The sequence below is a fragment of the Microcoleus sp. M2_D5 genome (assembly GCF_036701935.1).
Taxonomy (GTDB): domain Bacteria; phylum Cyanobacteriota; class Cyanobacteriia; order Cyanobacteriales; family Microcoleaceae; genus Microcoleus.
Window position 1 is genome coordinate 1 of sequence record NZ_JAUBRP010000045.1, and the last position, 25,588, is coordinate 25,588.

Sequence of the window (25,588 nt, forward strand, 5' to 3'; positions counted from 1 at the left end):
ACTGGTTATTAAATGGGATCGAAAAATCAAAAATAAAGGCAATGCTATTTTATCCGGTTTAGCTGCGTAGCAGCTTAGAAGCTGAGTTGCGAATTCAAGCTTTAGAAGCGCGTTTGCGAGAGTTAGAAGGAGGTTAATAGGTAGCCAGAAACCGGGTTTTTCCGCCAAAATATTCGCAAAAAATCCTCAATCTCCCAAAAACCCGGTTTCTTTGAACTTACGCAGCGGTGACGAGAAACCGGGTTTTTTCCCCAAAGTATTCGATTCAAACCTTCAATCTAGCCAAAAACCCGGTTTCTTGATTGGCACCTACCAGCCTCAAAAACAAGATCGACATCGGTTCTAATCCAGAAGCTGCTTGTATTATTTGATAAGTATTTTGTAGCTTTGTGTAGAATCTATGGCACTAATTGTTCAGAAATATGGCGGCACCTCGGTTGGTACAGTCGATCGCATTTTGGAAGTAGCCCGACGAGTTGTAAAAACAGCACAGCTCGGCAACTCTCTGGTTGTGGTACTTTCGGCGATGGGCAAAACCACCGACGGTTTAATTAAACTCGCCAAGGAAATTTCCGCAAATCCCAACAAGCGGGAAATGGATATGTTGCTTTCCACTGGGGAACAAGTCTCGATCGCGCTTTTAAGCATGGCATTGCAGGAAATGGGACAGCCCGCAATTTCCCTCACCGGCGCCCAAGTCGGCATCGTCACCGAAGCCGCCCACACCCGCGCCCGGATTTTGCGAATCGATCCGAATCGGCTTGAGAGTCAGTTAAACAGCGGTAAAGTCGTTGTTGTTGCGGGATTCCAAGGTATCGCCGATGCCGGAGAATTGGAAATTACCACCTTGGGGCGCGGCGGTTCCGACACAACCGCAGTAGCCTTAGCTGCAGCGCTGCGGGCCGACAGATGCGAAATTTATACCGACGTGCCCGGAATTCTGACTACAGATCCGCGCTTGGTTGCCGACGCGCAATTGATGGACGAAATCACTTGCGACGAAATGCTGGAATTGGCGAGTTTGGGCGCAAAAGTCCTCCACCCGCGCGCGGTAGAAATTGCCAAGAATTACGGCGTGCCGCTGGTAGTGCTTTCTAGCTGGAGTGACGCCCCCGGTACCCGTGTAGTGTCCCCACCCCCGCAACCCCGGCCTTTGGAGGGCTTGGAGCTCGCAAAAGCGGTGGATGCGGTGGAATTTGACTTAGATCAGGCGGGGGTGTCGCTACTGCGTTTGCCCGATCGCCCCGGTGTAGCAGCGCGGTTGTTTGGTGCGATCGCGCAACAAAACCTCGATGTAGACTTAATTATCCAGTCAATTCATGAAGGAAATACTAACGATATTGCCTTCACAGTGACGAGAAATTCGCTGAATCAAGCTGTCGCGGTTGCAGATGCGATCGTACCCGCCCTCGGCAAGAATTCTCGCCCAGAATTGGGAGAACCGGAAGTGAAAGCAGAAGAAAAGCCGATCGCTAAAGTTAGCATTGCGGGTGCGGGAATGATCGGGCGTCCGAGGGTAGCGGCGCAGATGTTTAAGACTTTAGCGGATGCGGGAATTAACATTCAAATGATTTCTACATCCGAGGTAAAAGTTAGTTGTGCGATCGATGCCGAAGATTGCGATCGGGCCGTTGCCGAACTCTGCAAAGCATTTGATGTCGCCAACTCCCCTATAGGGCTGCGTTCATCATCCCACAAACCGCCCGCAGTCCGCGCCGTTGCGTTGGATCTCAATCAAGCGCGTCTCGCAATTCGCCAATTGCCCGATCGACCCGGAGTAGCAGCAAAACTGTTCGGACTTTTAGCCGAGGAAAATATCAGCGTAGACACAATTATTCAGTCGCAGCGCTGCCACAATATCGACGGCATATTAACTCGCGACATTGCATTTACCGTAGCACAGATTGACGCCGAAGCTGCTAAAATAGTCCTCGAAAAATCCGCCCCAGAATTCGGATGGGGCGAAGTAGCAGTCGATACACAAATAGCCAAAGTTAGCGTTGTCGGTTCCGGGATGGTAGCGCATCCGGGAGTAGCAGCAAAGATGTTTGAAGCGCTTTCCCGGCAGCAAATCAACATTCAAATGATTGCAACTTCCGAGATTAAAATTAGCTGCGTTGTGGATGAGGAACAAGCCGTAACTGCTTTGAAGGCAATTCACGCAGCCTTTGAACTTGCCGGCACCGAAAGAATCCAAGTTCCAGCTTAAGACAAGTAGGGAAATGGCACTGCCGTGTCCTTACAAAAATCGAGGAGACGGCAGTGCCGTTTCCCTACCTCAATTAATTGTAGGGAAACGGCACTGCCGTCTCCTGACTTTGGGTAACTTTAGTCCTTATCTTCAGCTTCTTGTGAAATTAAAGTCATTGCTTGATTAATAAGTGCCTCTTGATTCACTAACTGCGACAATTCTCTTGGTTCATAACGCCCTTCTTCCACTTCTAGGGAAGCTTTGTTAATAGCTTGTCGATACGCCATTTCTAAAACAATGAGTAACTCTTATAGAGGTAAGTAAAATCCCGCGCCTCTCGGTCGCTTATTTTCCTCCTGAATTTCTAGAACCGAGTTCCGAATCGAGATATCCCAAGAGCGAGTTGTGCGATTTTCAGCTTGCTGTTTAATCAGATACAATAGTAAAATAACTGCATAGCTGCGAATAGTTTTAATGATGTCTTTTTTGCTCATTTCTTCTAGTTCTTCAACTATAGCTAATGACCCAGGTATATCCCCTTTTAGCAGTAACCTTTTTAAGGTGAGTAATTCTTCCATGACGACTATATCTATCTTTGGTAACTTATATTATAGCTCAAGGTTAGCGCTTGGTTAATGCTAAAATTGTTTAATAACCAAATTAATCTCAAGTAATAGTGTTAACTAGACTCCCAACTGATTGCAGAAATCGGGAGTCGGGACATCTTTGTAGTTCCTTCTTTTCATCATACAACAAATTTTGACTTAATATTTCTTGGGCGATCGCCTCCACCACCGGCACACAAACCGAATTCCCAATTTGCTTGTAACTTTCCCCCGCCGTCGGATAAGTTTTAAAATCTTCAGGAAAACCCATAAGACGGTAACATTCCTTCAGTGTCAACTTTCTCACCATATCTTGCTCAGGAATGTAGATAAAAAACCTGCCCGAGGTTTCTTGCGAAGGAATTGTCGGATGCACTCCATCTACCGAATAAATTCGATTAGGCTGTCTGTGAACTCTCGATAAATGTTCTGTATTTGGCCTTACGCCAGTTTTCCAAGTACCTTTATTTCTGTAACCTACAAACAAAAGTCCCGAATCTTGCTTTCTCGGATAATCAATTAAAGTATACTCTGATTTGTCCAATATTTCAAAATCCCCTGTCTCGTCTAGAAATTCCCTGAGTTGCGGAGGAAACTTGCTTTTAAGTCGAGAAAAATTGAATTCTTTACCTTTAGTTGCAATGATAAATATTCTTTCACGATGTTGAGCTATTCCAAAGTCTTTAGCATTCAGCATTTTGTAATTAACGCTGTACCCCAAATCTTCAAGACTGGCAATAATTACTTTTAAGGTATTTCCCTTGTCGTGATGAATTAAGTGCTTGACATTTTCGAGAACGATAACTTGAGGTTGCTTAACTTTGATAATTTTACAAATATCAAAAAATAGCGTCCCTCTAGTATCTTCAAAACCTAGCTTTTTGCCACAGATGCTAAAAGGTTGGCACGGAAACCCGGCGACTAAAACATCAAAGTCTTCTAACTCGACGGGATTAATTTTCCTGATATCTCCAAAAGGAACCTCACCGAAGTTCTCCGTGTAAACTTGTCGGCATTTGCTGTTAATTTCGCAGGAAAAAACGCATTCAAAGCCCATTTTTTCAAAACCTTGTCTGAAACCTCCTATTCCTGAAAATAAATCTATAAATTTCATTTACAATTTAATCAACAAATTACTCAACCCAATGATAACTCACCGAAGAGCGCTATTCTCAAGAACAGGCAAGATGCCTGTTCCACAAAGTGTGAATTTATGGTGGTGGGCAGGACAACCCGCCCTTGAAAAGGTGATTGCAAATGGTGCAATATCTCAGTGATAACATATTTTGTTTTTCTCTCTTATTTCACTCTGCGTTCTCGGCGCTCTCTGCGGTTCATTCTATCAAGTTCCACAAGTATTGTGACAGTTCTCAATCTTATACCACTCATTAAAAGTCGCAGCAGCCAGCGCCGAACACGGCAATGCCCTGTCCCCAGAGATATCGGATAGAATGTCGATCGCCCAAACTTTCCCCCCATTCAACCAACCAATGTCCCAAACTTGTCCCGCAGCCGACTAAACTAGAAATAGCAAAAAAAATATAGCTATTCTTTACTTCCTTTCACCAACCATGAGTCAAACCTTGGAAAACCTCACCGCAATCGATGACAAGCTATCCAAACGCCACATCGACCTCGATCCGGGCGGCTACTTCATCATCTATCTCGATCGCGAAACCAGCTTAATTTGTGCCAAACATTTCACCAACATCATCGACGATCGAGGCCTCGCCGTCGATCCCGAAACCGGCAAACCCATCCCCGCCCGCGGCAAAGTAGAACGCACCCAATCCACACTTTTTACCGGCCGAACCGCCAAAGAACTTTGTGTGAAAATCCTAGAAGAAACCCGCCCCAACCCGGTGACAATGTTAGATCACGCGGCTTATCTGGGACGGGAATTTGTACGGGCAGAGATTGCATTGTTGAGCGATCGAGAATACGTTCAAGATTAGTGCAGCCCTGCCATAATTTCTTGACAAAACGGCAACTTACTAGACTGGCATTAGATTCAGGCGATCCTTATTCTTGAAATTATCCGCGTTCATCTGTGTGTATCAGCCTGTCATCTGCGGTCGATCTATCAAAGATTTAAGCAATGCAAGTCTATTGCATCAGACAGCAACCGATCACGAAAAACCTTGATACCAGAAATAAGTCACCATCGGAATCACTGTCGCCAACACCAACAGCACAACCACAACAACTGTGGCATTGCCTTGGTCTGTTTCTTCAGCTTTTTTAAACGTGCCTTCAACTTGAATGTTGTCAACAACTTCAGGAGGGCCCGGATCGGGTTCGCCCGACAAAACAGTTGCAATGCGCGTACTTGCAGCGGCAAATGCCTCGTTGTATTTATTCGCTTCCCGCAGCGGCACTTGCACAGTTTCCCCGGCCACACTCTGGGCAATTTCATCGGTTAGCAGGGATTTCACCCCTTCCCCGGTACGAATTGCCGCGCTGTTGGTAACAGTGTCGAGAACGAGTAAAATTTGATTAGTCTGGTCTTCTTTTGTGGGAAACCACTGTTCAAACAGTTGGTCGGTGAAAGTGGCAGCCGTTTCGCCGTAGTCTAAGCGGTGAATGGTGACAAATCGGACTTGTTTCCCTGTTTTGTTTTCCAGGTTGTCGAGCACGCTGCTGATATTGCTTTCGCTGCTGCGGCTGAGCACGTCGCCTTTGTCGAACACCCAAGTTCGATCGCCCGCCGACAACACCGGTATTTCGTAAACGCCAGTCGCCAATGCCGGCAATACCGCCATCTGGGATGCGATTAGGGCGATCGCGATCGTCGCCGCCAAAGGTTGGAGATATTTTCTCCAGTTAAATAATTGCTTCAGGAGTCTAGTCATGAGGTTAACCGTAAAACTGACTTTTTTCCAAAAATACTATAGAAACCCCCGTAAAATTCATTTTATGCAGGGCAATATTTACAATTAGCTAGCCAGTCGAACTCCCCGCCCGATTATTTTAGGATTCTAACTATGGAACCAGCAGACACTTATAAAGGTTGGATTATTCAATCCCAGAAAGTATTCTACGTCGAGGTTTGGGATAGCCGCGGCAACCGCCACGTGGCTGTTCAAAATGCCAAGACTGAGGAGGAAGCTTTGGAATTAGCCAAAAAGTGGATAGACAAATATGAGTCAAAACCCGGAAGAATGGCGATCGACGTACCCCATCCTTTCGGAGACATGATCGATATGCCATTTTGACTCAGTTGACTGTTGACTGTTAACTGTTGACTGTTGTCAGTTGTCAGTTGCTGCAAATTACCAATTGCCAATAACCAATACAAATTACTCCTTGCCCGTTACCAATAGTCATGAGTTATTGGTTATTGGTTAGTTACTACCAATTCCCAATTCCCAATTACCCATTACCAATGACTACTGGCGAAAATAAGCCGTCTTCTAAGAAATTCCTCGCAATTTCCGCGTATTTTCTACTAAACTCCGAGTAAATTCGTCGAACCTTTCAGACAGTTTTTCATCCAACAATTTACCGTCGGGACTAAAAGCTTTCCAAGCTTGTCCGATCGCAATTTGTTCGGGAATTACCCAAGCGTGTACCCATCTCAAAATGGTTCGCAAATCGTTGAGTGCGTTGCTGTTAACTTGCCCTCCCAAAACGCTAATCCCACCCGCAACTTTCCCGTCCAAATGCTCAAAACTCATCAAATCCAGGGCATTCTTGAGAGCACCGCTGACGCTACCGTGATACTCCGGCGTTGCCAAAATCAAGCCGTCGGCTTGCTTAACTGCATTCTGCAGCTTTTCCACATCCGGGTAATCGAGATAATCATTCTCACCATTGCAGAATGGCAGATTGAGCGATCGCAAATCCAATATTTCAACTTCCGCGCCCAGGGCATCGGCCCGTTCTGCTGCCACCTTCAACGCTAACTGGCTGTAGGAGCCAGCCCGCAAACTTCCGCCAATGCCGACAATTTTTACCATAAAGCTTAAAAACGATAACTGCTCGACTAAAACGTACTCATTACGACTATGATTAAGATAGCAAGTTCGATCGACAACTGTCAATCGATTTGAGATTTTAGATTTGAGATTTTAGATTTACGGACGCGGCAGAGAAACCGGGTTTTTGCCAAAATTCTTTGTAAAAGCCACAGATTAGGGGAAAAACCCGGTTTCTGAGTCGCAGTGCGTAAGTTGAAGAACGGGGCCGAGAAACCGGGTTGTTTGAGCAAAATTCTTGGTTATAGCCCGTAGATTACGTAAAAAACCCGGTTTCTTGAGGAACCGTGGATTCAAAACCCCCCTCAAGAGGGGTCTCTTAAGAGGCCCGCGAGAGATAAACCCCTTCAACACCCGCCCTCTTGTTAAAATAAATGAACGTAGCAAACCACAAGCGGTCAATCTTGGCAGTCTTCAACCTTGGGCAAAGCAATATGAAAAATTCTTGGAAACACGCATGGCTGGGGCATCTAGCTGTAAACAAAGACAAGTCGAGCCAGAATCCTAAAAAATCAATTCCAGGACGGAATCTTTGGCGCATCCTGGGCAGTTTGGTGATTTCTCAAGGAATATTGCTCTCGGGCCCGGTGTTTGCCGAGAGTGCGCCAAACACCATGAGTTACAGCCAACTCATCGACAACATAGAAAAAGGGCAAGTCAGTAAAATCGAAGTAGACGAAACTCAAAAAATTGCCAAGGTTAGGCTAAAAAATCAAAAAAGCGATCAAACCCAATCAGTTAGTCTGTTCGATTACAACAACCGAGAACTGTACTCGCAAATCCGCGCCAAAAAGATAGACTTTGAAGTCAAACAAACAGCAGATAACGCAGCAGCCGTCAGTTTAGTAATAAACTTGCTAGTGATTTTTGCAGTCTTGGCAGTGCTGATGGCAATCCTGCGCCGATCGACCCAATCTCAAGGAAATGCCATGAACTTCGGCAAATCCAGAGCCCGTTTCCAAATGGAAGCCAAAACCGGCGTGATGTTCGACGACGTAGCAGGCATCGAAGAAGCTAAAGAAGAACTGCAAGAAGTCGTAACCTTCCTCAAAAAACCCGAACGCTTCAACGCCATCGGCGCCAAAATTCCCAGAGGAGTTCTGTTAATCGGGCCTCCCGGAACCGGCAAAACAATGCTGGCAAAAGCCATCGCAGGCGAAGCAGCCGTCCCATTCTTCAGCATCTCCGGTTCCGAATTTGTCGAAATGTTTGTCGGAGTTGGCGCCTCCCGCGTCCGCGACTTGTTCAAGAAAGCTAAAGAAAATGCCCCCTGCATCGTCTTCATCGACGAAATAGACGCCGTAGGAAGGCAGCGCGGCGCTGGTATCGGCGGCGGCAACGACGAACGCGAACAAACTCTCAACCAGTTGCTGACAGAAATGGACGGCTTTGAGGGTAACAGCGGCGTGATTGTGATTGCAGCTACAAACCGGCCCGACGTGCTCGATACCGCCCTGCTGCGGCCCGGCAGGTTCGATCGGCAAGTAACGGTAGATTTACCCAGTTACAAAGGGCGTTTGGGGATTTTGCAAGTTCACGCGCGCAACAAAAAACTCGACCCAGAAGTGGCCCTAGACACGATCGCCCGCCGCACTCCCGGCTTTTCCGGCGCCGACTTGGCAAACTTGCTCAACGAAGCAGCTATTCTCACAGCGAGGCGTCGCAAAGACACGATTAGTAACCTAGAAGTTCACGACGCGATCGACCGGATCACGATCGGGCTTACCCTCAACCCGCTGCTGGACAGCAAGAAAAAGTGGATGACAGCATACCACGAAGTCGGACACGCCCTAGTCGCGACCATGCTCAAAAATGCCGACCCGGTAGAAAAAGTAACGATTATTCCCCGTTCCGGCGGCGTAGAAGGCTTTACTAGCTTTGCGCTCGACGACGAAATGCTTGACAGCGAAGGTTTGAGGAGTCGGGCTTTGCTGTTAAACCGGATTACAGTAGCTTTGGGTGGACGGGCGGCGGAGGCTGAAATTTATGGCGATGCTGAAATCGACACCGGTGCCGGTAGCGATCTCAGAAAAGTTAGCAGTCTCGCGAGGGAGATGGTAACGCTTTATGGAATGTCGGATTTGGGGCCTGTGGCTTTGGAAAGTCCGAACAATGAGGTGTTTTTGGGTCAAAGCTGGAATTCGCGATCGGAGTATTCCGAAGAAATGGCAATCAAGATCGATCGCCAAGTCCGGGAAATTGCCTTTGACTGCTACGAAGAAGCTCGCCGGATTATCCGCGAAAACCGCGCTTTGGTAGACAAACTTGTCGAAGCGCTGTTGGATGAAGAAACCATCGACGGCGACGAATTCCGCCAAATTGTCGATCGCTACACCCAGTTGACAAAAAAAGAGTTGGCACCAACGTAAAGAGTCATTAGTCATTGGTCATTAGTCATTAGTTATTAAAGTTTGTAGTGAGGAATAAAGTCCTCATTATCGAAAAAATAAGGACTTTATTCCTTACTACAAACCAATAAAAATGACTGCTAACTACTAACTAATGACTAATTAAGATTGTTGGGAGTACATTTCCCGGAGTACCAAAGCCGGGTCAACCCAGCGGCCGCCGTACTTCAATCCCCAGTGCAAGTGAGGCCCACTCGTGCGGCCGGTCATCCCAACTCTGGCAATTCTCGCACCCGCAGGCACTGTTTGACCTTGCCAAATTTGCAAGCCTTCGCGATCGGTATAATAACGCCCGCCGTTAGCCGTTAGGACTCGGCCTCTGAGGTGACAGTAGATGTGTTCCCAATTTCCCGATCGCACGATCATACCAGTGCCGCATCGGCCATCTTCCCAAACTTCCACAATTTGCCCGCCCCACCAATTGCGGATATAGCTGCCTTCCGGGGCGGCCAAGTCCAAACCGTAATGAAAATCCCCGCCGCGGGGGCCGAAGGGGGAAGTGTAGGTTTCAAAGTTTTCGACTGGAAAAGAAGCTTCTTGCCACAAATTACCCGTCGCTACTCTCGTTGGTAAGCCTGACTGAGCTTTGACCACCTGCTGCTGCAAATAAGGGCCGATCAACACAATGCCGATCGAAAGTGCCAGCAGCAGCATCTGTCTGAGACGAAAAAAGCGTTTTGCCGTCAGCGGGCCTCTAGAGTCTTGCAGGATTTTTTTCACGGCTCAAAGTTAAATGTGTGTGGGAGTGTGCGTTGTCTGTTAGGCTCACATCTTGCACCCTTGTCAATAAAGCTTTCAGGGGCGCGCTTTCGGGCCCAGTCCACAAAAAAATCATCCTTTGTGGAACGGGCCCGAAAGCCCGTTTCTGACGAGGGTGCAAGATGTAAGTGATGCCAATTCGCTGCAAGATTGGCTTTGAGCTCTACCCGCGATCGCGAATCAGTTTATCAACAACGTGTATCTTACTCCATCCAAAACCCGTGTCAAGGCTTCCGGGTAAATGCCCGGGGGTGATAAAAAAAATTGGAAATTCGTGCTGCGGTTGAATTCGATCGAGCTTTTGCTTGACACTATAGTTAAGTTCGGGGATTTTGGATGACATCCAAAATCTCAAATTCATAACACATCAAGCAATGCTTACTGAAATTTTTCCCTTTAGTTTTGCCATAGACGCAACTGCGATCGCCGGTGCGTCCTTGTGGTCTTTGGCCCTATACTGGGGCCTGTCGCCCCTCACAGAATGGGTAATTCTGCAACTGAACCGCTGGATGAATTTTGCAGAGAGATCCCTCTACACCTCAGAAGCCGAGTTTGAAAGAACCCGCCAAGCCAGAGAAGCTCAAAATACGTTTTACGCTTCGCTGTTGAGTATTCTGCCCTTTTTGATTGCGGGCGGATTGTGCAATTGGGGCGTCGAATTATCTCTGGGCACTGGTTGGGCAGTATCTATGGGTACGATCGCCTGTATTGGCGGTGGCGTGTACGAGCTCGGCCGCCGTGACGGCGAGGAGTCTTAGGGGATTTGGGATTTGGGATTTTGGACAAAACTTACGCGCAGGTAGTTAGAAACCTGGTTTTTGCGACAATATTTCGTTGTCACCCGCAGATTCGCTAAAAAACCAGGTTTCTGTTTCTTTTCTCGAAGCGCGTAATTCCTGTATGATTGTCGCTCAAAAAATAGGATATAAAGCTATGAAACTCAAGTGGTTGATACCTGCAATTATCTCATATTTTTCGATTGTTGTTATTCCTGCAAAAGCGGCTGAAACCAGGTGCGGATGGTTAATAAATCCCACGCCTGCTAATTGGTATCTCAAAGACAAAGATGCTCAGTGGACAATCTCGGCGCAAGGGGGATATCAAGCCGGAGGAATGAACAATATTCCTCCTTTTAACGACGATGAATATGTCAAAACTAATGTTAATTATGGATACGGGTGTGCTTGTTTAAATGTGGTGACAGATAGAAATCGAATGAGAATTACCACGATACAAGGTGGTGAACAATTACCTCTCTCAACTTGTCGAAAAGATCCGAATTTGCCAAAAATTCGTTAGTTGTGGCGAAACCATACAAGTTTTTTAACTCAGTCAAATGAACTTTCAACCAGAACTAACATCATTAAATCAAGCCCGCGCCGCCTTCCAACAAATTTGGGGATACGACGACTTCCGACCGCCCCAAGGAGAAATCGTCGGCAGTTTATTAGCCGGAAAAGATACAATTATAATTATGCCGACAGGTGGCGGCAAATCCATCTGCTTTCAACTGCCAGCTTTGTTACAAACAGGTTTAACTTTGGTAGTTTCGCCCTTAGTCGCACTGATGGAAAACCAAGTACAAGAATTGCGCGATCGCAATCTTCCCGCTTCCCTCATCCACAGTCAATTGCCAACACAGCAGCGCCGACAAACTATGCAGTCGCTGCAACAAAACAAATTAAGATTGCTGTACCTGTCTCCCGAAACATTACTCAGCAAACCAGTTTGGGAAATTATCAGTCAGCCGCACATCCAAATCAACGGTTTAATATTAGATGAAGCTCACTGTTTAGTACAGTGGGGCGATACTTTTAGACCAGCTTACCGCCGTTTGGGAACAGTGAGATCGTCTTTGTTGAAAGCTAAACCAGCCAACAGTAAAATTGCGATCGCAGCTTTCACCGCTACAGCCAACCCGGAAGCACAGCAGACAATCAAAAATGTCTTGCAACTGCAAAAACCAGAAGCATTTTTGCTAAGTCCCTACCGTTCCAACCTGCACCTGCAAGTGCAGACAGTCTGGACGCCGAGAGGACGAAAACAGCAGTTATTAAATTTTATCAAAGCTCGACCAAAACAAGCAGGTTTAGTCTATGTCCGCACTAGAAAAGATAGCGAAAACTTGGCGGAATTGTTGAAAGAAGCAGGTTATGAAACAGCAGCATATCATGCAGGTTTGAGTCCAGAATCACGGCGAAAAATCGAAAACGCTTGGCTGAAAAACGAGCTTAAATTCGTGACTTGTACCTCAGCATTCGGTATGGGAATTAACAAGCCCGATGTCCGGTGGGTTGTTCATTATCAAGCACCTTTGCTATTATCGGAATACATTCAGGAAATTGGTAGAGGCGGACGCGACGGCAAACCGGCGATCGCCCTGACATTGATTAGCGAACCTACGGGTTTGCTTTATCCTGAAGATAAACAAAGAAAGGAATTTTTTCAAGATAAATTGCGATCGCAATACCGAGAAGCTCAGCAATTAGCCAAAAAACTGCCAGTTAAAGGTGATATAGAAGCAGTTTCCCGCGAATTTCCCGAAAGTGCGATCGCCCTTTCAATCTTGCACAGCAGCGGACAATTAACATGGCGAGATCCTTTTAATTATGCGATTAATAAATCTCCCCAGCAAAAAGCGGAAAAATCAAATTTTACCGCCGCTGAGGAAATGGTAAAATATTTGAAACATCGCGAGTGCAGGTGGCAATTTTTGCTGCAAGCTTTTGGGTTTGCAAATGAGGCTAAATTTATGCGGTGCGGGCACTGCGATAATTGCCGGTGATTGGAAATTTACCGTGGGTGGGGGCGGGTTTACGAGATTATTAGTTACAGGCGCGTATTGTTGGTGAAACCCGCCCCTACAGGATATGTACTGCATACAAATCGATCGATTTTAAATTAGTGATATCATGTCCGGTTGAGGGGCCGGGATTTTTGTAGGGGCGGGTTCACCAACAATACCTGCCAATAATTGACCATCCCAAAAACCCGCCCCGACCGGGATAGTATGGTTAATCGCTCGGACATGATATGATTACCGATTACCAAAGAAAGTATAATGATAGAAACAGACACTGCGGCACAGATTTACACAGTAGAAAATACAGAGGAATTCGATCGCAGTAATGTCGATCGGCGATTAGATATTTGGCTGTCAAACCAGATACCGGACTTATCCCGATCGCGAATCCAAAGCCTCATATCACAAGGTAATGTCAAAGTCAACGACGAAACCTGCACATCGAAAAAAATATCAGTAAAAACGGGCGATCGCATCCACCTCACATTACCCGAAACCCAGCCCACAAAGTTGCAGCCGGAAGCAATTCCCCTCGACATTCTCTACGAAGACGACAGCCTAATTATCATCAACAAACCAGCCGGATTAGTCGTCCACCCAGCCGCCGGACACGCAGACGGTACATTAGTCAACGCCCTCTTAGCCCACTGTCCCCTAGCAGAAATCGGCGGAGTTCAGCGACCGGGAATCGTGCACAGATTAGACAAAGATACAACAGGTGCGATCGCGATCGCCAAAACCGACATCGCCCACCAACACCTGCAAGCCCAACTCAAAGCCAAAACCGCCCGCCGCGAATATTTAGGCATAGTTTACGGTGCTCCCAACACCGAAACAGGCACAGTAGACTTACCCATCGGGCGGCATCCCACAGACCGCAAAAAAATGGCAGTAGTACCAGTAGAAAAAGGCGGTCGCCCCGCAGTTACTCACTGGACAATTAAAGAAAGAATCGGCAACTATTGCTTAATGCACTATCAATTAGAAACCGGCCGCACCCATCAAATTCGCGTGCATACAGCCGAAATAAAACATCCGATTGTCGGCGACCCGATGTACAGTTCCAACCGTTCTATCGGCGTCAATTTAACCGGACAAGCCCTCCACGCATGGCGGCTGACATTGCAGCATCCCGTAACCGGAGAATTAATAGAGGCGATCGCCCCTTTACCCGATCAATTCAACACCTTGTTGAAAATATTGCGCCTGCGAGCAAATATTTGATATTGTGGGCAGTTAAAACTGGTAATTTCTATGTCGAAATTTGAGGAACTTTGCAAAGCTTACGCCGCATCCCGGCAAGCATACCGAGAATCCTGCGAAGCTTGTCAGGATTTTAGTGAAATTTTTATCAAGCAAATGAGCGATTATTTGGAATGCCCGATTCAAAACCAAAATCAGAAGTTTGATGACAATGGCATTCTGTATTTTGATGGTGCGATCGATGTTTGCGAAAATTCCGAAAATCCCGAAAATGGCGATCGCGAAACAGTCGAAATATCTTTGAGTGTTAACAAAGTTATTGACAATTTCATTGTCACGGTTTATCCTTGGGGTCACGAATTCAAGATTCTCATTGATGAACCCAGACACTTTGAAGAAGCTTTTGAATACATTTTCGATCGGCTCCAATCAGCTTATACTGGCGTAAGTTTGTTACCGTCAGAACCAGATCCTTTACCTTTTTAATGACTAAAGTCTTTACTATAAACATTTTTTCCCCTGCTTTTTTTTCATTAATAAACTTCTTGCCTAAATCTTTGATACAAGAAGAAAACCGCAGATAAACGCAGATAAACGCAGATACATTTAAAGATAGGAGAGCGAATAAGGGCTTCTATTCAACTATAATATTTATCTGTTAAATCCCATACATTGCTTGTTGCCAAAGTTCTTTCCCAAAAAGTATGAGCCCTGAGTTTTGGATTCCAAGTTTATCAAAAAACTCAAACCTCAAAACTCAAGACTCAAAACTCTCTCAGCCTAAAAGCCGATCGATTCAGTCGATGCCCGACACAAATAATCGCATCAGGGCAGCATCAATTACCGGCGACGGGGAACCATCGTGTCGATATTGATATTAGCTAGAGGCACGCGCTGGGGCGGAGTAGCAGGCATGGGCATATTGCGCGCCATACCCAAATAGTTCGACGGATCGCCAGCCTTCGGTTGCTTCTCTTGAGGAACAAAACGGCGCACGCCAGTCTGCCAGATGATTTGCGGGAAGCCAAGCTGCGAACGGTGGTACTCGCCGTAGCGGGGCGTCTTCAAGTTGAAAGGAGTGTCTCCTCCAACTCGCTGAGGCAAAATTCGGCGCTGCTGGTAAGGTACGGTATCGTAGCCGAACTTATCCAGGTACTCTTCGCTATTGACCAACTCGTCAATAAAGCCTTGAGGCCCCTTATTGGCTACGACGATCGACCAAGCAATCTTTTCGCGCTCGCTGTACACATCCCGACCCAAAATGCGCTGCACGCACATTTCTACAAACCGGTAGTTGCTGTTAGTTTGATAATTCCGCTCCAAGAAAGGAGAAGAAGTCGCCAAACCGCGAATAAAGTCCCGCACAGTAATTTGGCCGAACTTGAGTTGCGACTCCAAAGACGTTTGGCGGTTGCTCTTGAGGATTTGGTGTTCGCTGTAAATCTGGCGATATCCAGCCCAAATCAAATTTTCCATGTCTCCAGACGAGAGCACATTTTCAGTTGTGAAAATTCTCGGCTGCTCGTCGCTCCCCACTTCATAACCAGCAACGCGCTGGTTTTGGCTCTTGGGGGCGTAGCTTAATAAAGGAAGCGCCACGTTAAAATCTCCGTTATCTCAAATTTCAGAAATAGTTGACACCGTGAGCTGCCAGCAAAACGGATACAACTAACCAACATACAGATTAGGGGATTCCCGCAATCTAAATCTGATTTTCCTGAATTTTTGCAACAATCTGTAACATTTGTTGACTTTGGGGAAGTCAGTAGTCAGTAGTTAGAAGTCACTCTTCGAGTCTCTGGCTGGGAACGCCACTTTAGAGGCTCTGCCTCGTCTACTCTAACCGGAGGCAGAGCCTGAACCCCACCAGGCCCAGGCCCAGGCTGGAAATGAAGCCAAAGTAAAGACTAATGACTAATGACTAAATTACCAACCCAGAGCCGAATAAAACTCGCTGCCGGCCACTTGATCGGCTGCGGGTTCTGATGCTGCATCCGAGTCTGGTTGCACCCGAATTTCGGTACAAAAAGTCGATGTGCTGAAACCGCCAAAGCGCTTTACGGTACTCGTCCGCATCCGCACGTTCGGATTAGCAAACCAAAAACGCTCGATCGAACTCATCGTCTCGTATTCGGTAATCAGCAGCAGCCCATCCTCGTCATCCATCTCAAAACGGCCAGCCACCGGCACAATTTCCGCATAGCCCCGTTCGCGCAACATCAAGCCCTGTCGGGGATTTTCAGGATCGGGGACGATCGCGAACACCGTAGACCCTTTATGATTCTCATCATCCTTATCCCACGCCATCGAGCCGTGCCAAGTCACAAAAGCCCCCCCAGCAGCCCGGCTCGGATCGACTTCGTGCATCTTGCAAATCTCGGCCACTCGCGCGTCATCCGCACCCAGCGCCGTTACCTGAATATTTGAATCCCCAATCTCCGCTTGGCGGAAAGCGAGGTGGTGAGTGCTGCGCTGAGAACGCCACTCCCCAGCGCTGCTCTGAAAAAACTCCATTGCATCCATACAAACTATCTCCTTTGGCTTAGGCTTCCCGGTCTTTACGCCTTTTTATGATAAAGCTCCCCCCACTTAGATGTACTTTTGCTACACAAATTAGTCTCAAAATGTCTACTTTGGACATATTGTCAAGGGAATGTTATGATAGTTTACAATGTAGAGACACAACAAATCCTGCGAAACGTCATTCCGATCGATCTCGCATCAATCTCAGCAAACTGGAGGAGCGATTTATGGATATGCCTACAACCAGCCTCAGCATGGAACAGCAGTTCAAACTTCAAGTGCTGCGCGAAGAAGTCAAAAGGTTAAGCCAAGACCAAGCTCAGGAATACTTGCTCGAAGTTATGCGACAAAACATGGTTAAAGAAAACCTGTTAAAGCATTGGATGAAGAATATGTGAACTCTTCGAGCATTTCTTCACAAAAATCAGCGGATTGTATCTGCAAAAAGTGCGATCGACTCACATCTTGCACCATTGTCAAGAACAGGCTTTTCGGCCTGTTCCACAAAGAGTGAATTTTCTCGCTTCACAGGCCGAAAAGCCTGTTCCTAAAAAGCTTATTGAGAATGGTGCAACATCTCAGATCGACCTTTTAAAGATAAAACCCAGAATCCCGCTTTCTCCAAGAAAGCGGGATTCTAAATTGACAAAAGTTTTATGCAGTTTTTTTTGTCGCTACCAAACTCAGCAAATTAAATCTTTTTAGTCTCAAGCGAGAGGGACGAGAGTTTGTGTAGCCCGATTGTTTCAACCTGTCGGGGAATCAACCAAAACGGCCGCTCACATAATCTAAAGTAGACTCTTCCTTCGGACTTTGGAAAATTACCTCAGTCTTGTCACACTCCACAAGATAGCCAAACCGCTTCCCATCGTCAGAAAGTTTAGCATTGAAAAAAGCAGTCAGGTCAGAAACCCGAGAAGCCTGCTGCATATTGTGAGTAACGATCACAATCGTATACTTCTCCTTGAGTTCCCGCATCAACTCCTCAATCTTAATCGTAGAAATCGGGTCAAGAGAAGCGCAAGGTTCATCCATTAACACTACATCAGGATTAATCGCGATCGCCCTAGCAATACACAAACGCTGCTGCTGGCCACCCGAAAGAGAAAAACCGCTTTGCTTTAACTTATCCTTCACCTCATCCCACAAATAAGCTTGGCGGAGCGATTTTTCCACCAGCTCATCCATATCCCCCTTATAATTGTTTACCCTCGCACCGTAAGCAATATTGTCATAAATCGACTTCGGGAAAGGATTCGGCTTTTGGAATACCATCCCAATCTTGCGGCGCACCTCTACAGCATCAATATCAGGAGCGTAAAGATTTTGATCGTAGTAATCAATTCTACCCTCTAAACGAAAACCGTTAACTAAATCGTTGAGGCGGTTAAAACATCGCAGAATTGTACTTTTACCGCACCCAGACGGCCCAATCAAAGCAGTAATGCGATTTTTAGGAATCTCCATACAAACATTTTTAACTGCGTGAAAAGCGCCGTAAAAAATATTGATATTTTCTGTCCGTAAAATTGTTTCCGTTTGCTTGTCTAGATCCATCATCATACAGTTAATACTCTAATTGAATTTTTCAAATTACCGCTGAAGAACGGTCTCAATTCCGGTAGATTGCTTATAATATCTTGGTCGGGGCGGGTTTACTGGAACTCGGGTTTGTATTGAATATCTTGGCGAACCCGCCCCTACAATAATTATATTTATTTAACCGAAAATGATATGACTAATGACAACTGCCAACTGTCAACTGACAACTGTCAACTGTCAACTGACTAATACACTTTTTGGCGAGTAGCCCAACGAGAAAGAATACTCGTCAGCAAAACCATAATCACCAAAATCAAAGATGCAGCCCAAGCCAATTCTTTCTGTGCCTTAAAAGGAACCGTTGCAAAGTTGTACACCAAAACCGAAAGACTCGGAGTTGGCTTATCAAATCCTGCCGGCCAAAAAGGCGAATTCAGCGCCGTGAAAATCAAAGGAGCAGTTTCTCCAGCAGCGCGGGCAATTGCCAGGGTGACACCCGTTAAAATAGCCGGAATTGCCGCAGGCAAAACCACCTGCAACACCGTCTGATAATTAGAAGCACCCACACCAACCGACGCCCATCTAATATCTTGCGGGACGATTTGTAGAGCTTCGTCAGTAGTCCGCACAATCGTGGGCAACATCAGCACGGCAAGCGCCGCGCCCCCTGCAATTGCCGAAAAACCTCCCATATTTACCACGAACAAACCGTAGGCAAACACCCCGGCAATAATCGACGGAACGCCGCTGAGGACGTTGGTAGCAAAGCGTACCCAGCGAGCTACTTGTCCGCTGCTGAACTCCGACAAATAAACTGCTGCCAATACACCAAAAGGAACAGCAATTAAAGAAGCAATTCCTACGGTCATTAACGTACCGACAATTGCATTGGCGATACCGCCTCCCGACAGTCCGGGCGGCGGCGGCAGCTTGGTAAACAAGTCTAAATTCAGGCGATTGAAACCTTGTACGGTGACATAGGAAAGAACGGCAAACAAAGGCAGCAGAGTGATGGCCAGACTAGCTCCAGCCACTACAGTCATCCCCAGATTAAACAGCGCTTGCGGGCTGTTTTTAACCTTCTTCAAACTGCCTGTTTTCGATACGAAAGGATTCTCGTCGGAGACGCTATTTGACATAAACTAAAACTATGTAGGAAATTGGGGCAAACTTCTAGTTGTACTTCGCTCTTACTTGAGAAACAATCCACTCTGCCAAAATATTAACAATCAGCGTCAGAATAAACAGAATTAGCCCAGTGTACATCAGAGCTGCTACTTGCAATCCCGAAGCTTCCGCAAACTGATTGGCCATCAAAGAAGCAATAGTATTTGCCGGAGCTAGCACAGAAAGACTTAACTGATTGGAATTGCCAATTAACAGAGTTGCAGCCATTGTTTCTCCCATAGCGCGACCGAGCCCGAGCATAATTCCGCCGACAATGCCGGAAAAAGCCGCCGGTACGAGCACTCTAAAAATTGTTGTCCAGCGAGTAGCTCCTAAACCTAGAGATGCTTGCCGCAATTCGGGCGGGAGACTGGCCAAAGAGTCGCGGGAGATAGCAGTAATAATGGGCAAAGTCATGATTCCCAATATTACTCCTGCTGGTAACATTCCCGGCCCAACTGGCGGGGTGCTAAAAATCGGCAGCCATCCGAAAGTGCCGTTGAGAAACTTGCCGAGAGTGGTAATCATGGGAATCAATACAGCAATTCCCCACAAACCGTAGACTACGCTGGGAATGGCAGCTAAAAGTTCTACTAAAAAAACTAAAGCTGTACGCACTGGCAGCGGCAAAAAATCTTCACTCAAGAAGATGGCAGTCCCTACTCCTAATGGTACAGCAATTAGGAGCGCGATCGCCGAACTGACGATCGTCCCGTAAATCATCGGCAGCGCACCGTACTCTTCTTTAACCGGATTCCAGCTACTGCCAAACAGAAAGCCCAAACCGTACTGTTGAATCGCAGGTAAAGCCCGGTAAGCAACGGTGAGCGCGATTGCCAGCAAAGTTAAACCAACTCCTATGCCCAAAATCCGAGTCAGCCAGATAAAGCCTTGGTCTAAGGATTTTTCTGCCCCAGAGCGCGATCTGCTCTGTGATTGAGCGCTGTGATTGTCTGAAATCATAGAAAAAAAACCAAATATATAGTAGCGGAAAATAGTCTGTTTCGGAAAAAGTTAGAAGGAAGCAGAAAGGAATACCGTAAATAAAATCAAAGAGGGGCTGGTTTATTAATCCCCTGACTTTTCAACAATTATTTTTGGTAAAACCTGACCATTGTATTTTGAAAGAGGTAAATGGCGATTTACCGTTGGGTGGGGCGGGTTTATCGGATTATTGATTTTAGGCAATTATTGTCGGTGAACCCGCCCCTACAGAAATATCTCTCTTGCTTTTTTCTTTCCCCTTTTTTCCAACAGTCAACAGTCAACAGTCAACAGTCAACAGTCAACAATTACTATTTGGCAACCTCAATTTTGTAGTCGGGGCTGATGCCGTCAGCGGCTGCGGCTACTTTTTCTTTAACGTTTTGGGGCAGAGGAACGTAGCCCAATTCAGGGCTGACCTTTTGACCTTCATTCAAGCCGTATTCAATCATGGCCTCGATTGCTTTGGCTTTGTTGGGGTCAGCAACTGTTTTGGGGACGAGTAGCCAAGTGTAGCTAACAATAGGATAGGAGTCTGCCCCTTCCGGATCGGGAATGAACGCCCGGAGATTCTCCGGTAGTACGACTGCTTCAAGGGTTTTTGCCCCCGCTGCGTCGCTGTACACTACAAAATTGCCGGCTTTATTCTCCAGGGCAGCAAACTTGATATTGTTGTTCTTGGCGTAGCCGTACTCAATGTAGCCTATAGCGCCAACGGTTTGTTGAATAGAAGCTGTGACACCTTCATTCCCCTTGCCGCCAATCTTACCGGCAGAAGGCCACTCTACTGTCTTGCCTTCCCCTACTTTTTCTTTCCATTCTGGACTGATGGCGCTGAGGTGTTTTGTGAATACGTCTGTCGTACCGCTGCCGTCAGAACGGTGTACAACTGTGATATTTTGGTCGGGCAGTTTAGCGCCTGGGTTAGCTGCTGCAATTTTGGGGTCGTTCCACTTGGTGATGTTCCCCAAGAAGATATCTGTGTAAACGGCTCTTGGCAACTTCAGTTCGGGTACGTCTGGCAGGTTGTAGGCGATGACGATGCTACCAGCCGACATCGGCAGCAAGAGCACGCCTTTGTCGGCTGGCACCTTCCCAATTTCCTCGTCTTTCATTGCGGTGTCGCTGGCTCCAAAGTCTACTGTGCCTTTGGTAAACTGTTCGACTCCGGCACCGCTGCCGACTGACTGATAGTTGATCTGTAATTTGGGGTTGGTTGTGTTGAAGTCTTGAAACCAGCGCTGGTACAGCGGTGCTGGGAATGACGCGCCGGCACCCGTCAGGGCTACGTCTGAGGCTAGGGCGAGTTTGGTGTTTGGTGTTGTGCCGGTGGCTGCAACGGGGGATGCGCCGGGGGATGCTGCGGTGTCGCCGGGGCTGGGACTGCTGCTTGTGGTTGTGCCGCCGCCGCAAGCTGCTACACTCAGGGCGATCGCCATAGCGGAAATTGCTGTAGTCAGACGGTTTGGATTAATCAAGTTGAGACGAAAAAGCATAGGTATAAAAAATCTGCGATCGTTATATGGGTGTCCCGCATCAGCATAGCGCGCAAAAGTAAAGGTTAGGTTAAGAATCTTTACACTTAAACCCAATTTAATATTAATTAATATTATTAATGTTATTTATGACCTTGACAATTGTGAAGTTATAAGATAGGGGGGAAGAGAAATAGCTACGGAAACAAGGAGTCGATCGCCCGATCGCGAAAAATTCCCCATTAAATTATCACAAGATCGAGGCTTGAGAACCAGAAAACCATACAATGGTGGTTATTTTGATAGTAGTGCTATTATTAAGAATTTAAAAGCTGCGGGCATTGAAGCTTGCATCTGACAAATACCTTCTGACGAATGCCGTTTGATGATACAGCAACCGCCCTGACGGTTAGGACGTTCTTAATTGCACAAACATAAACGGTCGATTGCAACTTCGGTCTTCCTTCTTTCTTCTGTTATAATGCCTGCTCCTATTGAACTAATCTGGGCTGTTATTGGTTTGCTCCTGACGATAGGAGGCACTTTTTTGCCTGCATCTGTCACAATTCCGATTGGGTTGTGGGACGATCGCGGACTTCAGGCGTACTCTTTAGGTGTTACCTATCAAATTGGAGCCGTTTTGCTAGTAGGCTGCATGGGGGGAAAAAATGCTGCGGCTCTCTCGCAAATTGCCTATTTGGCATTAGGATTAACTTTGTGGCCAGTTTTTTCTCAAGGCGGGGGCATCGGCTATCTCAAAGAAGCGAGTTTTGGGTATTTGCTGGGTTTTGTACCGGGTGCTTGGGTGTGCGGTTGGGTGGCTTTTAAGGTGGCTTCGCGGCTGGAATCTATGGCTTTTAGCTGTTTGTGCGGTTTGTTCACTGTTCACGCGATCGGCTTAATTTATCTAATTTTTACTTACTGGCTACCTCCAGCAAAAAAAACACCTTTATTCGATGAGATTCTTAAATATTCGGTTTATCCTCTGCCGGGACAATTGGCGGTAGTTTGTGCGATCGCAGTGCTGTCATTTACTTTGCGCCGCTTGATGTTTTATTAATTGGGGAATTGGGAATTGGGAATTGGGAATTGGGAATCGGTAATCGGGGATTGGTTGTTGTGTCAAATAAGGTTATACTGTACATTGCCCAACGGGAGAGTCATCTCGCTGCGGCTGGGATTGCTTTGATTCACTGCATTCTGCTCGCAATGACAAGTGAGATTGGAGTAAATTCTCTCAGGCCCGATGCCCCATTTTCTATTGCTTAATTCATGCGTTTTAAAAGAAATCCCTTGTTCTGGGTTGCTGCTGTTATCAGTTTAGTTTTAGACCACCTGGCTAAGTTTTGGGTGGTGCAAAATTTTGAATTGACGGTTCCTCCGCAAACGCAGCCACTGTTACCTGGGGTGTTTCACTTCACTTATGTTGTTAATACCGGTGCGGCTTTTAGTCTGTTCAGCAATGGCGGGGCGATTTGGTTGCGGTGGCTGTCTTTGGGCGTTAGTGTGGGATTGATGGTGCTGGCTTGGTTCGGGCCGCGGATTAACCGCTGGGAACAAGCTGGCTACGGTTTGATTTTGGGGGGAGCACTAGGGAATGGGATCGATCGATTTGTTTCGGGCCACGTTGTAGATTTTATCGATTTTCGGATCATTCGGTTCCCCGTATTTAATCTAGCCGATGTGTTTATTAATGCTGGGATTGTCTGTTTGCTGATTGCAACTTTTCACAGTGCACCGCCGACTCCGAAAAGTCAGGACGATCGCGATTCTATTTCAGAGTAAATTTGAAGAAGCAAGAAGGAAGTTCGCCAACCGATTCGCTTTCTTCGGATGTAACGGATGTAACAGCTAACTAACTGTAGGGTGCGTCAGCGGGGAGCTCCTTAGTTTGTGGTCGCCACATTCAACCCTGACGCACCCTACAATGACTTTGGAAATGGCTTAAAATGAGATAAGAACAGACCTATTGTTAAAACTAAATTTGCCCGTGAATCCTAATCCCTTTGGTCAAGAACGCTTACTATTTGCCCCAGCAACCCCCGATGCTGATGCTATCCCGACTATTTTTGCTTTTCCCAACGAGTACACGGTGGGTATTACCAGTCTCGGCTATCAGATAGTCTGGGCCACTTTGGCTGTGCGATCGGATATTGAAGTCAGTCGTTTATTTACTGATATCAGCGAACAACTTCCCCGAAATCCAGAATTACTGGGATTTTCGCTTTCTTGGGAACTTGACTATGTAAATATTCTAAATTTATTGGAATCTCTAGAAATTCCGATTTGGGCGTCACAACGAACTGATAATCATCCGATCGTATTCGGGGGTGGCCCGGTTTTTACTGCTAATCCAGAACCTTTTGCCGATTTTTTTGATGTGATTTTGCTGGGAGATGGCGAACATCTCATAGACAATTTTATTGATGCTTGTAAAGAAGTCCGTAGCGCCGACAGACAAACTAAATTGCGGCATTTAGCCCGAGTTCCGGGAGTTTACGTTCCCAGTTTGTACGAAGTAGCTTATCTGGATGCGACTGAGGGGATTAAATCGATTCATCCTGTCGATTCGGGAATTCCCAGTATGGTGGAAAAACAGACTTATCGCGGCAATACTTTATCTGCTTCCACTGTGGTGACAGAAAAAGCGGCTTGGGAAAATATTTACATGGTGGAAGTGGTTCGGAGTTGTCCAGAAATGTGCCGTTTTTGTTTGGCTAGTTATCTGACTTTGCCGTTTAGAACTGCAAGTTTGGAGGATTCGTTAATTCCGGCGATCGATCTCGGTTTAGCTGTGACTAATCGTTTAGGTTTGTTGGGTGCTTCGGTGACTCAGCACCCGGAATTTGAAGCGTTGCTGGATCGTTTGAATCATCCGAAATACGACGGGGTGCGGCTGAGTCTTTCTTCGGTACGGACGAATACGGTGACTGTTAAATTGGCAGAAATATTGACCAACAGAGACAGCAAATCTGTGACAATTGCGGTGGAAAGCGGGAGCGATCGCCTCCGCAAAATCGTTAACAAAAAACTCACAAATGACGAAATTATTCAAGCTGCTATCAATGCTAAGGCGGGAGGATTAAAGGGAATTAAACTTTACGGGATGGCGGGAATTCCCGGCGAAGAAATGGAGGATTTAGAGGAGACGGTGGCGATGATGCGGGCGATTAGAAAAGCTGTTCCCGGTTTGCGGTTGACTCTGGGATGCAGCACTTTTGTCCCGAAATCTCACACTCCTTTTCAGTGGTTTGGAGTGAATAAAGATGCTGAGAAGAGGCTGAAGTTTTTAGATAAAGAATTGCGGAAGTTAGGTTTGGAATTTAGACCTGAAAGCTATAATTGGTCTGTGATTCAGGGTTTGTTGTCAAAAGGCGATCGGCGTTTGTCAAAGCTGTTGGAATTAGTGCGGCATTACGGCGATACTTTGGGCAGTTATCGGCGGGCGTTTAAGGAGTTGCGGGGACAGTTACCGGAGATGGATTTTTATGTTTTTCAAGAGTGGGAATTGGAGCAGGTTTTGCCTTGGAGTCATTTAAAAGGGCCGCTACCGGAGGCGACTTTGAAGAAGCATTTGGCTGAGGCGATGACTCATACAACACGACAGCAAAATCAAGAATGTGAGAATTCACTAAGTCCCGTTTAGTAAATTAGATTATAATAGTCTCATGCGTGTCATTAGCCGAAAACGACTAAAAGAATTTTGGGAAACACACCCCAATGCTGAAACAAGTCTGTTGCTGTGGTATCAGCGTAGTTGTGATGCTGAATGGCAAAGTTTAGTAGATATTCGTAAAGTATTTCCTTCGGCTGACTTAGTAGGTAACTTTACGGTATTTAATATTGGTGGCAATAACTATCGGTTAATTGCTTTTATCGATTATGAATACTAGATAGTGTTTGTCCGCTGTGTTTTAACTCATGCAGAATATAATAAGGAGAACTGGAAAA

25 protein-coding genes and 1 pseudogene are annotated in these 25,588 nt (G+C 46.4%); 14 read left to right on the forward strand and 12 right to left on the reverse strand.

Going from position 1 to position 25,588, the window contains the following annotated elements; all coding sequences use genetic code 11:
* Nucleotides 1-400 precede the first annotated feature (400 nt).
* Entirely contained in the window at nt 401-2,209 is a 1,809-nt protein-coding gene (locus tag QUA50_RS18740; protein WP_333264961.1) for an aspartate kinase, read from the forward strand.
* A gap of 119 nt (nt 2,210-2,328) precedes the next feature.
* Here QUA50_RS18740 and QUA50_RS18745 read toward each other — a convergent pair.
* Nucleotides 2,329-2,769 (reverse strand): annotated as a pseudogene (locus tag QUA50_RS18745) (DUF29 family protein).
* Between the two features lie 88 nt (nt 2,770-2,857).
* On the reverse strand, nt 2,858-3,910 hold the full coding sequence (dcm, locus tag QUA50_RS18750; RefSeq protein WP_333264960.1) for a DNA (cytosine-5-)-methyltransferase: 1,053 nt from the start codon (nt 3,908-3,910) through the stop codon (nt 2,858-2,860).
* 457 nt (nt 3,911-4,367) lie between these two features.
* Between dcm and QUA50_RS18755 the strand changes: the two genes are divergently transcribed.
* The gene (locus tag QUA50_RS18755) at nt 4,368-4,751 is read left to right on the forward strand and encodes a DUF4346 domain-containing protein (protein ID WP_333052232.1); all 384 of its coding nucleotides are present in this window, start codon (nt 4,368-4,370) and stop codon (nt 4,749-4,751) included.
* A gap of 174 nt (nt 4,752-4,925) precedes the next feature.
* Here QUA50_RS18755 and psb32 read toward each other — a convergent pair whose 3' ends face one another.
* On the reverse strand, nt 4,926-5,648 hold the full coding sequence (gene psb32, locus QUA50_RS18760; RefSeq protein ID WP_333223532.1) for a photosystem II repair protein Psb32: 723 nt from the start codon (nt 5,646-5,648) through the stop codon (nt 4,926-4,928).
* Nucleotides 5,649-5,780: 132 nt separating this feature from the next.
* Between psb32 and QUA50_RS18765 the strand changes: the two genes are divergently transcribed.
* Entirely contained in the window at nt 5,781-6,011 is a 231-nt protein-coding gene (locus QUA50_RS18765) for a hypothetical protein (protein ID WP_190734279.1), read from the forward strand.
* 198 nt (nt 6,012-6,209) lie between these two features.
* On the opposite strand, the gene QUA50_RS18770 is transcribed toward QUA50_RS18765, so the two are convergent.
* Nucleotides 6,210-6,755, reverse strand: a complete 546-nt coding sequence (locus QUA50_RS18770; RefSeq protein ID WP_333264959.1) for an NADPH-dependent FMN reductase — start codon at nt 6,753-6,755, stop codon at nt 6,210-6,212.
* A gap of 452 nt (nt 6,756-7,207) precedes the next feature.
* Between QUA50_RS18770 and ftsH the strand changes: the two genes are divergently transcribed.
* The gene (gene ftsH / locus QUA50_RS18775; RefSeq protein WP_333264958.1) at nt 7,208-9,142 is read left to right on the forward strand and encodes an ATP-dependent zinc metalloprotease FtsH; all 1,935 of its coding nucleotides are present in this window, start codon (nt 7,208-7,210) and stop codon (nt 9,140-9,142) included.
* A 141-nt stretch (nt 9,143-9,283) separates the two neighbouring features.
* Here the strand turns inward: ftsH and QUA50_RS18780 are convergent, their stop codons facing one another.
* Both QUA50_RS18780 and QUA50_RS18785 read right to left on the reverse strand, forming a co-directional pair.
* Nucleotides 9,284-9,835 (reverse strand): M23 family metallopeptidase, encoded by a 552-nt coding sequence (locus QUA50_RS18780; protein WP_333264964.1) that lies wholly within the window; start codon nt 9,833-9,835, stop codon nt 9,284-9,286.
* 268 nt (nt 9,836-10,103) lie between these two features.
* Nucleotides 10,104-10,283 carry a hypothetical protein gene (locus tag QUA50_RS18785; RefSeq protein WP_333083634.1) on the reverse strand — a complete coding sequence of 60 codons (180 nt, stop codon included), beginning with the start codon at nt 10,281-10,283 and terminating at the stop codon, nt 10,104-10,106.
* A 31-nt stretch (nt 10,284-10,314) separates the two neighbouring features.
* Here QUA50_RS18785 and QUA50_RS18790 point away from each other — a divergent pair, with 31 nt between their 5' ends.
* The 5 genes from QUA50_RS18790 (at nt 10,315) to QUA50_RS18810 (ending at nt 14,432) form a co-directional block, all read left to right on the forward strand.
* The gene (locus tag QUA50_RS18790; protein ID WP_333264957.1) at nt 10,315-10,698 is read left to right on the forward strand and encodes a hypothetical protein; all 384 of its coding nucleotides are present in this window, start codon (nt 10,315-10,317) and stop codon (nt 10,696-10,698) included.
* Nucleotides 10,699-10,873: 175 nt separating this feature from the next.
* Nucleotides 10,874-11,239 (forward strand): DUF4087 domain-containing protein, encoded by a 366-nt coding sequence (locus QUA50_RS18795; RefSeq protein WP_333299478.1) that lies wholly within the window; start codon nt 10,874-10,876, stop codon nt 11,237-11,239.
* Nucleotides 11,240-11,276: 37 nt separating this feature from the next.
* Nucleotides 11,277-12,725, forward strand: a complete 1,449-nt coding sequence (locus tag QUA50_RS18800) for an ATP-dependent DNA helicase RecQ (RefSeq protein WP_333264955.1) — start codon at nt 11,277-11,279, stop codon at nt 12,723-12,725.
* Between the two features lie 276 nt (nt 12,726-13,001).
* Nucleotides 13,002-13,967, forward strand: coding sequence for an RluA family pseudouridine synthase (locus tag QUA50_RS18805; protein ID WP_333264954.1), 966 nt, complete (start codon nt 13,002-13,004; stop codon nt 13,965-13,967).
* A gap of 30 nt (nt 13,968-13,997) precedes the next feature.
* A complete protein-coding gene (locus tag QUA50_RS18810) occupies nt 13,998-14,432 on the forward strand; it encodes a hypothetical protein (RefSeq protein WP_333264953.1) in 435 nt (144 codons plus the stop codon).
* A gap of 354 nt (nt 14,433-14,786) precedes the next feature.
* Here the strand turns inward: QUA50_RS18810 and QUA50_RS18815 are convergent, their stop codons facing one another.
* Together QUA50_RS18815 and QUA50_RS18820 are read right to left on the reverse strand one after the other, a co-directional pair.
* The gene (locus QUA50_RS18815) at nt 14,787-15,545 is read right to left on the reverse strand and encodes a phycobilisome rod-core linker polypeptide (RefSeq protein WP_333264952.1); all 759 of its coding nucleotides are present in this window, start codon (nt 15,543-15,545) and stop codon (nt 14,787-14,789) included.
* A gap of 327 nt (nt 15,546-15,872) precedes the next feature.
* Complete coding sequence (locus tag QUA50_RS18820) at nt 15,873-16,469, reverse strand: phycobiliprotein lyase (RefSeq protein ID WP_333264951.1); 597 nt, start codon at nt 16,467-16,469, stop codon at nt 15,873-15,875.
* 227 nt (nt 16,470-16,696) lie between these two features.
* On the opposite strand from QUA50_RS18820, the gene QUA50_RS18825 reads away from it, so the two are divergent.
* On the forward strand, nt 16,697-16,867 hold the full coding sequence (locus QUA50_RS18825) for an NblA/ycf18 family protein (protein ID WP_242716365.1): 171 nt from the start codon (nt 16,697-16,699) through the stop codon (nt 16,865-16,867).
* 364 nt (nt 16,868-17,231) lie between these two features.
* Here QUA50_RS18825 and pstB read toward each other — a convergent pair whose 3' ends face one another.
* From pstB to pstS, 4 genes are all read right to left on the reverse strand, one after another.
* Nucleotides 17,232-18,032, reverse strand: a complete 801-nt coding sequence (pstB, locus tag QUA50_RS18830) for a phosphate ABC transporter ATP-binding protein PstB (protein WP_333264950.1) — start codon at nt 18,030-18,032, stop codon at nt 17,232-17,234.
* Nucleotides 18,033-18,256: 224 nt separating this feature from the next.
* Nucleotides 18,257-19,150 carry a phosphate ABC transporter permease PstA gene (gene pstA, locus QUA50_RS18835; RefSeq protein WP_333264949.1) on the reverse strand — a complete coding sequence of 298 codons (894 nt, stop codon included), beginning with the start codon at nt 19,148-19,150 and terminating at the stop codon, nt 18,257-18,259.
* A gap of 34 nt (nt 19,151-19,184) precedes the next feature.
* The gene (pstC, locus tag QUA50_RS18840) at nt 19,185-20,141 is read right to left on the reverse strand and encodes a phosphate ABC transporter permease subunit PstC (RefSeq protein ID WP_333264948.1); all 957 of its coding nucleotides are present in this window, start codon (nt 20,139-20,141) and stop codon (nt 19,185-19,187) included.
* Nucleotides 20,142-20,473: 332 nt separating this feature from the next.
* On the reverse strand, nt 20,474-21,658 hold the full coding sequence (gene pstS / locus QUA50_RS18845; protein ID WP_333264947.1) for a phosphate ABC transporter substrate-binding protein PstS: 1,185 nt from the start codon (nt 21,656-21,658) through the stop codon (nt 20,474-20,476).
* 460 nt (nt 21,659-22,118) lie between these two features.
* Here pstS and QUA50_RS18850 point away from each other — a divergent pair, with 460 nt between their 5' ends.
* The 4 genes from QUA50_RS18850 to QUA50_RS18865 all read left to right on the forward strand — a co-directional run bounded on the left by QUA50_RS18850 (nt 22,119) and on the right by QUA50_RS18865 (nt 25,530).
* Nucleotides 22,119-22,697, forward strand: coding sequence for a biotin transporter BioY (locus QUA50_RS18850; protein WP_006635529.1), 579 nt, complete (start codon nt 22,119-22,121; stop codon nt 22,695-22,697).
* A gap of 212 nt (nt 22,698-22,909) precedes the next feature.
* On the forward strand, nt 22,910-23,422 hold the full coding sequence (gene lspA / locus QUA50_RS18855) for a signal peptidase II (protein WP_333264946.1): 513 nt from the start codon (nt 22,910-22,912) through the stop codon (nt 23,420-23,422).
* 205 nt (nt 23,423-23,627) lie between these two features.
* Complete coding sequence (locus tag QUA50_RS18860) at nt 23,628-25,283, forward strand: radical SAM protein (RefSeq protein ID WP_333264945.1); 1,656 nt, start codon at nt 23,628-23,630, stop codon at nt 25,281-25,283.
* Nucleotides 25,284-25,305: 22 nt separating this feature from the next.
* A complete protein-coding gene (locus QUA50_RS18865) occupies nt 25,306-25,530 on the forward strand; it encodes a type II toxin-antitoxin system HigB family toxin (RefSeq protein ID WP_333264944.1) in 225 nt (74 codons plus the stop codon).
* Nucleotides 25,531-25,588: the final 58 nt, after the last annotated feature.

Coding starts and splice junctions, on each gene's coding strand:
- QUA50_RS18740 (WP_333264961.1), top strand. CDS start 401: ATGGCACTAATTGTTCAGAAATATGGCGGCACCTCGGTTGGTACAGTC.
- dcm (WP_333264960.1), bottom strand. CDS start 3,910: ATGAAATTTATAGATTTATTTTCAGGAATAGGAGGTTTCAGACAAGGT.
- QUA50_RS18755 (WP_333052232.1), top strand. CDS start 4,368: ATGAGTCAAACCTTGGAAAACCTCACCGCAATCGATGACAAGCTATCC.
- psb32 (WP_333223532.1), bottom strand. CDS start 5,648: ATGACTAGACTCCTGAAGCAATTATTTAACTGGAGAAAATATCTCCAA.
- QUA50_RS18765 (WP_190734279.1), top strand. CDS start 5,781: ATGGAACCAGCAGACACTTATAAAGGTTGGATTATTCAATCCCAGAAA.
- QUA50_RS18770 (WP_333264959.1), bottom strand. CDS start 6,755: ATGGTAAAAATTGTCGGCATTGGCGGAAGTTTGCGGGCTGGCTCCTAC.
- ftsH (WP_333264958.1), top strand. CDS start 7,208: ATGAAAAATTCTTGGAAACACGCATGGCTGGGGCATCTAGCTGTAAAC.
- QUA50_RS18780 (WP_333264964.1), bottom strand. CDS start 9,835: ATGCTGCTGCTGGCACTTTCGATCGGCATTGTGTTGATCGGCCCTTAT.
- QUA50_RS18785 (WP_333083634.1), bottom strand. CDS start 10,283: ATGTCATCCAAAATCCCCGAACTTAACTATAGTGTCAAGCAAAAGCTC.
- QUA50_RS18790 (WP_333264957.1), top strand. CDS start 10,315: ATGCTTACTGAAATTTTTCCCTTTAGTTTTGCCATAGACGCAACTGCG.
- QUA50_RS18795 (WP_333299478.1), top strand. CDS start 10,874: ATGAAACTCAAGTGGTTGATACCTGCAATTATCTCATATTTTTCGATT.
- QUA50_RS18800 (WP_333264955.1), top strand. CDS start 11,277: ATGAACTTTCAACCAGAACTAACATCATTAAATCAAGCCCGCGCCGCC.
- QUA50_RS18805 (WP_333264954.1), top strand. CDS start 13,002: ATGATAGAAACAGACACTGCGGCACAGATTTACACAGTAGAAAATACA.
- QUA50_RS18810 (WP_333264953.1), top strand. CDS start 13,998: ATGTCGAAATTTGAGGAACTTTGCAAAGCTTACGCCGCATCCCGGCAA.
- QUA50_RS18820 (WP_333264951.1), bottom strand. CDS start 16,469: ATGGATGCAATGGAGTTTTTTCAGAGCAGCGCTGGGGAGTGGCGTTCT.
- QUA50_RS18825 (WP_242716365.1), top strand. CDS start 16,697: ATGGATATGCCTACAACCAGCCTCAGCATGGAACAGCAGTTCAAACTT.
- pstB (WP_333264950.1), bottom strand. CDS start 18,032: ATGATGATGGATCTAGACAAGCAAACGGAAACAATTTTACGGACAGAA.
- pstA (WP_333264949.1), bottom strand. CDS start 19,150: ATGTCAAATAGCGTCTCCGACGAGAATCCTTTCGTATCGAAAACAGGC.
- pstC (WP_333264948.1), bottom strand. CDS start 20,141: ATGATTTCAGACAATCACAGCGCTCAATCACAGAGCAGATCGCGCTCT.
- pstS (WP_333264947.1), bottom strand. CDS start 21,658: ATGCTTTTTCGTCTCAACTTGATTAATCCAAACCGTCTGACTACAGCA.
- QUA50_RS18850 (WP_006635529.1), top strand. CDS start 22,119: ATGCCTGCTCCTATTGAACTAATCTGGGCTGTTATTGGTTTGCTCCTG.
- lspA (WP_333264946.1), top strand. CDS start 22,910: ATGCGTTTTAAAAGAAATCCCTTGTTCTGGGTTGCTGCTGTTATCAGT.
- QUA50_RS18865 (WP_333264944.1), top strand. CDS start 25,306: ATGCGTGTCATTAGCCGAAAACGACTAAAAGAATTTTGGGAAACACAC.